The sequence below is a fragment of the Ruegeria sp. CH11 genome (assembly GCF_056537105.1).
Genome location: NZ_JBQFQX010000019.1, coordinates 58,758 through 66,425 on the forward strand (window position 1 = coordinate 58,758; position 7,668 = coordinate 66,425).

Annotated in this window: 9 protein-coding genes; all 9 read left to right on the top strand. The window is 56.9% G+C overall.

Annotated elements, in window-relative coordinates:
• Positions 1-64: 64 nt before the first annotated feature.
• Positions 65-334, top strand: coding sequence for a WGR domain-containing protein (locus ACR0LX_RS20105; protein ID WP_245220702.1), 270 nt, complete (start codon positions 65-67; stop codon positions 332-334).
• Between the two features lie 527 nt (positions 335-861).
• Positions 862-1,266 (top strand): DUF3768 domain-containing protein, encoded by a 405-nt coding sequence (locus tag ACR0LX_RS20110; protein WP_152460664.1) that lies wholly within the window; start codon positions 862-864, stop codon positions 1,264-1,266.
• Between the two features lie 218 nt (positions 1,267-1,484).
• Complete coding sequence (locus ACR0LX_RS20115; protein WP_170417794.1) at positions 1,485-3,350, top strand: ParB/RepB/Spo0J family partition protein; 1,866 nt, start codon at positions 1,485-1,487, stop codon at positions 3,348-3,350.
• A 115-nt stretch (positions 3,351-3,465) separates the two neighbouring features.
• Positions 3,466-3,759, top strand: coding sequence for a type II toxin-antitoxin system RelE/ParE family toxin (locus ACR0LX_RS20120; RefSeq protein WP_170417791.1), 294 nt, complete (start codon positions 3,466-3,468; stop codon positions 3,757-3,759).
• A 5-nt stretch (positions 3,760-3,764) separates the two neighbouring features.
• Complete coding sequence (locus ACR0LX_RS20125) at positions 3,765-4,055, top strand: addiction module antidote protein (RefSeq protein WP_152460667.1); 291 nt, start codon at positions 3,765-3,767, stop codon at positions 4,053-4,055.
• A gap of 22 nt (positions 4,056-4,077) precedes the next feature.
• Positions 4,078-4,620 carry a hypothetical protein gene (locus ACR0LX_RS20130; RefSeq protein ID WP_170417788.1) on the top strand — a complete coding sequence of 181 codons (543 nt, stop codon included), beginning with the start codon at positions 4,078-4,080 and terminating at the stop codon, positions 4,618-4,620.
• 683 nt (positions 4,621-5,303) lie between these two features.
• Entirely contained in the window at positions 5,304-5,504 is a 201-nt protein-coding gene (locus ACR0LX_RS20135; RefSeq protein ID WP_170417785.1) for a hypothetical protein, read from the top strand.
• A 472-nt stretch (positions 5,505-5,976) separates the two neighbouring features.
• On the top strand, positions 5,977-6,396 hold the full coding sequence (locus ACR0LX_RS20140; RefSeq protein WP_170417782.1) for a hypothetical protein: 420 nt from the start codon (positions 5,977-5,979) through the stop codon (positions 6,394-6,396).
• Positions 6,393-7,668, top strand: a 1,276-nt coding sequence (locus tag ACR0LX_RS20145; RefSeq protein WP_480785204.1) for a relaxase/mobilization nuclease domain-containing protein, incomplete at its 3' end; no start/stop codon positions are given. The genes ACR0LX_RS20140 and ACR0LX_RS20145, both read left to right, overlap by 4 nt.

The following is a 7,668-nucleotide window of genomic DNA, read 5'->3' on the forward strand; positions in this document are numbered from 1 at the left end:
CATCACGGTTCTGAATCCTTGCCAATTGACTGTTCCAGCAAAGTCATTGGACAGACGAGCTTTATTGATCGACAATCGCGTCATGGAGCTGACAGACACCACACCTGTGCACCTGATCCATGTGGACCCTGAGATCAACATGGCGCGGTTCTATGGCATCGAGTTGCAGCCGACGTTGTTTGGGGAGGTTTCAGTGCTTCGTACCTGGGGGCGTATTGGCACGAACGGGCAAGCCATGATGGTGACGTATGATGACGAAGCCCTGGCTAGTGAAGCGCTCCACAATCTCGAAAAGCAAAAGCTCCGTCGAGGGTATGTTCCGGTCGGTGAGTGACTTCGGGCTGCAGTCTGTTTCTGTGGCAAATCCCGAGCCTTTCGGCTCGTGAGCAGGCTCTAGGTTTCAGCCGACGTATCGGCTTCCACCCAGAACACCCCAGAATGATCTCCCTGTCCCAGTAGCCCCTGACCCGTCTCTTGCGAGCCGGGGCAGGGGCTTTGGGTCATGGTCGGTCCATGCCGTGGTGATCTGCCCATTCGGGTGACGGTCCCTTTTGCGCTCACGCAGGATCAGAGATCCTTTGTCCTTTCCTTGTGGGTCAGGCGGGATTTGGACAAGCCAAACGCTACCTTCCGTAAGGGGGAAGGCGCGGCCTCCCCCCTCGGACAAGACAAATAGACAATACCGTGTCCTCGCGCGCCTGCGCTGCGGGCCGCACCACTCTTGTCGATTGGTCCTGTCTCGCCCCTCTCCGCGTTCGCCACGGGGCAGGTTTTAGAGACGACGCCCTTTCAGGGCTCGGCTCAAAACCAGCACCAAAGGGGATCAACCCCAGAGGTCGCACCACAAAAGGAGAGACGGTTTTGGACATTGAAAAGACAAAAGACATCGACACTGACACCAGCCTGCAGGCGGCAGAGATTGCGACCCAGAATGACCTATTTCGGAAAGCGCTGATCGATCCGACTGCGGCAATCGAGATGCATTCTAAGGGAATTCAGGGTCAGGTATTTGTCACGCCCGGCGTGTCAGGTGAAGGGATGGAGTTCCAGACTGCAGCTTTGGCAGCGGTGGCGTCGGATGACCAGTTTGACGAGGGCAATGACCCCTATGGCGATCACACCTTTGGGGCGGTGACAGTCCGTGACCAGAAGCTGTTCTGGAAGATCGATCTTTACGACACGGACTACACGTATGGGTCCGACCGGCCGTTTGACACGTCAGTGACGCGCCGCGTTCTGACCATCATGTGCCCCAGCGAATACTGATCTCAATCCCAAACCGGAAAGGAGGTGAACACCATGAGCAATGAAATCTTGCAGCAACGTATCGCAGAAGCGTGGGCGCTAATCAGGAAGGGCGACAATTTCCACATCGCGCGCCGCTTCCTGATCCAACACGCAGCCATCTAAACGGCTCCGCTCTACCCCGGAAGGGGTAGGGCACCCTTAACACGATCTCAAACACTCAAACAAGGATTTGCCCCATGAGCAAAGTCGAAACATTCACCGCACCGGAAACCATCGAAACCGTATCCCTGTCCGATCTCTACCTGTCTGACATCAACCCACGACAGGAGGTTGGTGAGGAAGGTATTGCACTTCTGGCCGACAGTTTGGTTATGTGTGGCTTGATCCAGAACCTCAGCGGGTTGCGCGATACCGATGGCAAAGTCGCAATCGTTGCCGGTGGTCGCCGCCTACGGGCTCTGAACATCGCCGTGACTGAGCGCGCTGATCTGGCACAGGTTCCCGTTAAGGTCACGGACAATCCCTTCGTGGCTGAGCAATGGGCCAATGCGGAGAACACCGCCCGTGAAGAACTGGACCCTGTGGACGAGGTCCGTGCTTATGGCAAAATGGCCGAGAAATCTCTGTCTATTGCCAAGATCAGCAATGCGTTTGGCGTGACCGAATCCCATGTGCGCCGCCGCCTCGCGCTTGCCAGTCTGCCCGCCGCCGTTCTGGATGCGCTCAAAGCCGGTGAGATCAGCATGGGGCTGGCCAAGGCCATGACCGTCAGCACCGAAGAAGAGAAAATTCTGGAGGTTCTGGAACGGGCCAAAGAATGTCGGTGGTTCAGTGAGCATGATGTCAAACAGGCACTGACGTCGGAGGCTGTTAGCAGCACTAGCCGCAAGGCCGTATTTGTCGGGCAGAAGGCTTATGTTGAGGCGGGCGGCACCGTCACCGCTGATCTGTTTGCCGATGAAACCCTATTCAATGAAGGCGCGTTACTGGATCGTCTGTTTGCCGAGAAACTGGCGGTAGAAGCGGAAAAACTGCGCGACGCGGAAGGCTGGGACTGGGTGGACACCCATGAGGAAAGCTACATTCCCTATGGGTTCTCGGGTACGAAAGACATGCACCGTTTGGACATGGTGAGCCGGGACTTCACCGAAGGACAGGCCGAACGGTATGACGAACTTGCCGAACTCTATGAGGGTGAGGCTCTGGACGCGGATGGTGAAAAGGAGCTGGCCGCGCTTGAGGACTATACGGCGCCGTTCTATTCTGACGCGCAGCGCAAGCTGTCCGGCGTGTTTGTCTATGTCACCAACAATGGCGAGATCAAAACATCCCCGGCCTATGTCGCGGCGGAACATGTTCAGGCTGCCATTGAGGCTGGTGTTCTGGCCCCGGTCAAAGAACCGGAGATCAAGGAAGAACCAAAACCAGTTTATTCGCAGAAGTTCATCGACGACATGGTGGCGATCCGGCTGGCAGCGGTTCAAACGGCCCTGCTGGACAAGCCTGATTATGTGTTGAGCCTGTTTGCTTTCTTTGCCACCCCGGCCTCCGGTCTGAGCAGCAATCTGTTTGGGTTTGGCTATGGTGGTGCCGAGCGGAACACACCCGAGATCGATGACCAGTTCATCCTCGACCCGCGTCTTGGCGGAGAACGGGATGAAGCGGCACAGGCAGCCTATGACCAGTTCCACGAGATTGCCGCACAAGGCAGCGTGGAAGCGTTCAAAGCGTTTCGCGATCTGGGCAAGAAGACCCGCAATGGTGAGATCACGGGTTTTCTGGCCCGGCGGTTTCTGACCCAACGCCCGGAGTTCATGGCGGAGATCGAGGCTGAGATCGAGGCTGACATGCGCGCGATCTGGACCCCTTCGGCTGAAAACTGCTTCAAGCGTCTGAAAGGCTGGCAGCTGGATGATCTCTACAAAGACCTGCTGGACCTGCACATCGACGCCGACATGTTCAAAGCCTTCGCGAAATCCAAAAAGGGTGCCAAGAACGAGGCGCTGCACAAGCTCTTCAATGATCCAGAGCATCAAAAGGCACTGGGCGTGACCGAGGCACAGAAAGCCCGGATCGATGCATGGGTGCCGGATTGCTTCTGAAACTGGCAGGGCAGGGCGCAACGCGCCCTGCTTTTCAGCAATGATTTTTGATTTTAGTTCAATGGTATAGGTTGTTTTGACTTGAAAGGTTGTAGCCTGTAGGCTACATATAGGTATGATAGAAATTCGTAAGACGGACCTGTTCGACAAGTGGCTCAAGGGCCTGAAGGACCAAAGGGCGAGAGCCAGGATCTTGGTTCGCATCACGCGGTTGAGCCTGGGCAATCCCGGTGATGTGAAACCGGTTGGTGAAGGTGTGAGTGAACTGCGTATCTCCGAAGGGAAGGGGTATCGCGTTTACTATGTGTCGCGCGGTGACGTTTTGATCGTTTTGCTGTGCGGGGGAGACAAGTCATCCCAGCAAGCCGACATCAAAACCGCCAAGGCGATGGCAAGAGAGTTGGAGTGAAAAACATGGGTGTCAAAACAACGAAGTTTGAAGCGGCTGACTATCTGGACAGCCCGGAAGCCATTCAAGCCTATCTTGAAGCGGCTTTTGAAACCAGCGACACGGCGCTGATCGCGTCGGCACTTGGCGATGTTGCCAAGGCCAAAGGTATGTCGAGTGTGGCCGACAAATCTGGTCTGTCTCGGGAAAGCCTCTACCGCGCACTTAGCGAAAATGGCAATCCCGAGTTTGGCACGGTGCTGAAAGTGCTGAGCGCTGTGGGTGTGACGCTCACCCCGAAAATGCACGTGAATTAACCCACTTTAAAGGCTATCCACCATGTCCACCGATGCAGCTCCGTCTACGGTTGAAAAAGCCGCCCGCCGCGTCTGGAAATCCGCGCAGATGTTCGTCGGGTTTCATACAGACCAGAAGGGCAAGCCGCGCACACAGCCGAAGCTCTGGCCGCCAAAAAACGGGAGCGCGTCGATCCATGGTGATCCCAGCGCGCAGGAGGCCATCGTGGTCGTCAAAGCCGCTGATCCGGACGAGGTACAGGACGTGCAGATCAAGCTGCACCCAAACCGCATTGTTGTGCGCCGCGATGCAGATGCCTGGTGGCAGGGTGTCGCTGTAGATGAGCATACCGTGACGGTCCGAATGGCCGACAACACGATCATCGAAATCCGCCATGACGGATCGGTGAAGCGGCGCTCGGCAGAGGACGAAACCCATGTTGAAGCAGATGGCAGCATCTTCAAGTTCACGGAATTTGCCGAGGCGCATATGACGGGTGACGGGGTGGAAATGACCCGCCGCACAGAGGATCGCATTGCCACGATCACAGCTGACGGTGTTGTCGATCGCGCGCGCAAGCGTTAGCCTGTAAAGAATACCTCCAGATTTTCCTTTGGTTAAACTCGTGGCCCGCTTCGGTGGGCCTTTTTCTTGGCGTACTCATCACTGTATCTGCCCGTGCGCCGGTCTCGCCCCGCGACAGCGCTTGAGAGAGTTCTTGCGGATTACCGGGGCGTCCTACCGAACCCGCCAATCCAAATTGAGTCCGGCTGTTTACCTGATCCGCACAAGCACGGACCAGGGCCGGACCGTCCGGTCTTTGGCCTCCGCCAGTTGGATAGGGCGGTTTGCACCGTCCGTCATTCTTCATCCTTTGCGACGACGGTCATACCGACCCAGAAGGGCAACCCCCAACTTAGAACTGAGCGCCGCGCCTGTGTCGGATCGAGGTGATGTTGCCGCCATCAAAGACATCGTTTTGTTCAGATGTTCCGCGCGCAGCGATCCCAGAAAGCCTTGCCTTTCACCAGGTCTGACAGTTTCAAGTACGTTGCCGGAGAAGATCCTCGGCTGCGGTGTTTCTGAAGGGATGAACATAAGCGGGCAGTCGGGGAAGACGCGCGGCGCCCGGGCCGGGCGCCGCGCTTCAACAAGGAATGTCCCCTGCGCCTGCGGCGCATTCCGCGCGGATCAAATTCCCTGCTGACATCCCCTTGATGCCCGCTTTTCCCTTGTTCATCGAAACACGCCATAGCGAGGATCAAACAATGGCAACTCAAACTCTGAAACTGAGCGTCAAGACCGGTGAAAAAGAAGGCAAGACATTCTGGGATCGATGCGGGGTGCTCTTCGTCAATACCGATGAGACCGGCACCATCACCTCGATCCAGGTCAAGCACAGCATGTTCCCTGGCGTTGAGATGGTGGCCTTCCCGAAGCGCACCGATGACGATCCCGTCACCGAATGACGGGAGGGCAGGGCGGCGCAAGCCGCCCTTTCTTCTGCTCCGGCCGCAGGCCGGACCACATATGCGCCACAGGTGGCGCGCGGTCCTAAGACCGGGCAGGGGTGCCGACCTGCCCCAATGCGGCAGCAGACAACCCTGCCACACCCGCCGCGAAAGCGGCGGGACATTGAGCGCGCTGAGGCGCGCGGAAAATGCCATACTGACCTTGAACGTGCCGGTATGTGACGGGCGCTGTTCGGGCAGCTCCCGCTTTGCGTGATTGCCCTGCGCCGGTCCACCGGCACCCACGCCTGCTGGCTGGAAAAGGGGCAGGACCCTTTTCCCGGCGTGGAGATTGCCTCCAAGAGCAAAACTGTTCCGGGGGCAATTTGAGAAAATACGGATTTCTAAAATCACCCCCGGTTTCCTCTTGGAGAGTATGACAGGATAAGGTAGTTGTGTTACAAGTCATAAAAACAACCAGAGGTATACATTGAGCAAGCCCGGCGACACCACTGTCTTTTCCGTTCGATTGCCGTCAGATGCGTTGGTGCGTTTGGAGGAGGCCGTGCAGTCGCTTGGGGCCAAGAGCCGCAACCAGATCATCCAACGACTGATCTATCGTCTGATCGGGTATCTCGATCCTGACCCGGCCGTTGTCGATCTCTGGCAGACGCACTTGCGGCAGGTTCAGGGTGGATACACCAACCTCAATCAGCTCGCAAAATCGGCCAAACGCGGTTCGGTGATCTGGACCGATGACGACCGGCGCGATGTCGAAAACCTCCATCGTGCGATCATCCAGCACCGGCAAGACCTGAAGGCGCTGATCACCGCGGCCCGCCGAAACCGAGAGCCAGACTCCGCCATTCGCCGAATCTTGCGCGACGATGAGAGGACATCTGAAGCATGAACGTCGCGGCTCACAATTTGACGGCAGGGGACTTTCTGGAGCTAGCCTTCCGGGAAGCGCAGAAGGGTATCGATCGGTCCAAGCAGATCAGCCAGCAGCTGCAAACCGCCAAGCGCATGAAGTTCATGATCTCGCGGGCCTCATCCATCAAGGCGCGGCTTGGTGCTGTGGTTGGAAAGCCCGAGGCGGTTGTGAAACACGTCCGCAAAGGTGGGGTGAAAAAAGCGCATGAGCTGCGCCGCCAGATCAATTACCTGACCGTCAGGGCAGAGGGCGTGTTGGACATCCGCGACAATGGTGTGACCCCGCTCGATGCCGATCAGGTGAGTGATCTGATCGAGACCTGGGCCGAGGATTTCAACGGGAAAACCAACTATGGTTATACCCGTCACATGATCGTTTCTTTTCCCGAAGGCACCTATCCGGATGCCGCGCATGAGGCCGGTTTGGACTTCGCGGATCGCCTGTTTGGGAGCGGTGATTTTGGCGATACCTGGGACTATCTGACCGTGTTCCACAACGACACTGACAACCCCCATGTCCACATCGTTGTGAATAACCGAGGCGTGGAACATGGGCAGTGGTTGGCTATGGGTATGAGCAGCGACATGAACATCGACGTTCAGCGCTCTATCCAGGTTGAGGTTGCCGAAGGATACGGAATTGAGCTGACCGCAACGACCCGCCTTGAGCGCGGTTTGCGGCAGGAAGTTGAGACCGACACGTGGAAGGTTCAGGCCGGACTGTCTGTTGTTGAAAGCACTCCGGAGGTTGAAGTTACGGCCCGCGACATGGCCGGTGATGTGATGACACTCTCCATCGCAAGAATGTCGGATCTGTTTGATGAGCGCGCCAACGCTGTCAAAGACCGGATCGAAGAGTTTGCCATCCAACTCGTTGAAAGTGAGGAACCTATGGTATCGAGAATGGAACATCTGCTGGATCAAGCCCATCATTTTGATGATTACGGCGAGCCAGGAGACCCGTCTTATGTGTCGCCCGAAGTCATGAGCAACTTGCGGCGACACATCGAATTAGGCGGTTCTGAGGAAACAATCGCACCCGAGCTGAAGGCTCAGGTTGTTGCCCATATCAGCGACGTTCGGGACAACGAACAGAGCCATCCGTATCTGTCTGCCCTTGCTGATATTGTCGATGACAAGGCGTTCCAGTCGTCCGCTGATTATGCCCCGGCAGCACGCCGGTACGAGGTCTATATACAGGACACCTTGGGCAAGGGGGCCTATGAGGACTTCCAGACTCAGACCAAAG

What these genes read in the sequence shown, in the direction of transcription:
- ACR0LX_RS20120 (WP_170417791.1), top strand. Translation starts at nt 3,466, where the DNA reads ATGATAGAAATTCGTAAGACGGACCTGTTCGACAAGTGGCTCAAGGGC.
- ACR0LX_RS20130 (WP_170417788.1), top strand. Translation starts at nt 4,078, where the DNA reads ATGTCCACCGATGCAGCTCCGTCTACGGTTGAAAAAGCCGCCCGCCGC.
- ACR0LX_RS20115 (WP_170417794.1), top strand. Translation starts at nt 1,485, where the DNA reads ATGAGCAAAGTCGAAACATTCACCGCACCGGAAACCATCGAAACCGTA.
- ACR0LX_RS20125 (WP_152460667.1), top strand. Translation starts at nt 3,765, where the DNA reads ATGGGTGTCAAAACAACGAAGTTTGAAGCGGCTGACTATCTGGACAGC.
- ACR0LX_RS20135 (WP_170417785.1), top strand. Translation starts at nt 5,304, where the DNA reads ATGGCAACTCAAACTCTGAAACTGAGCGTCAAGACCGGTGAAAAAGAA.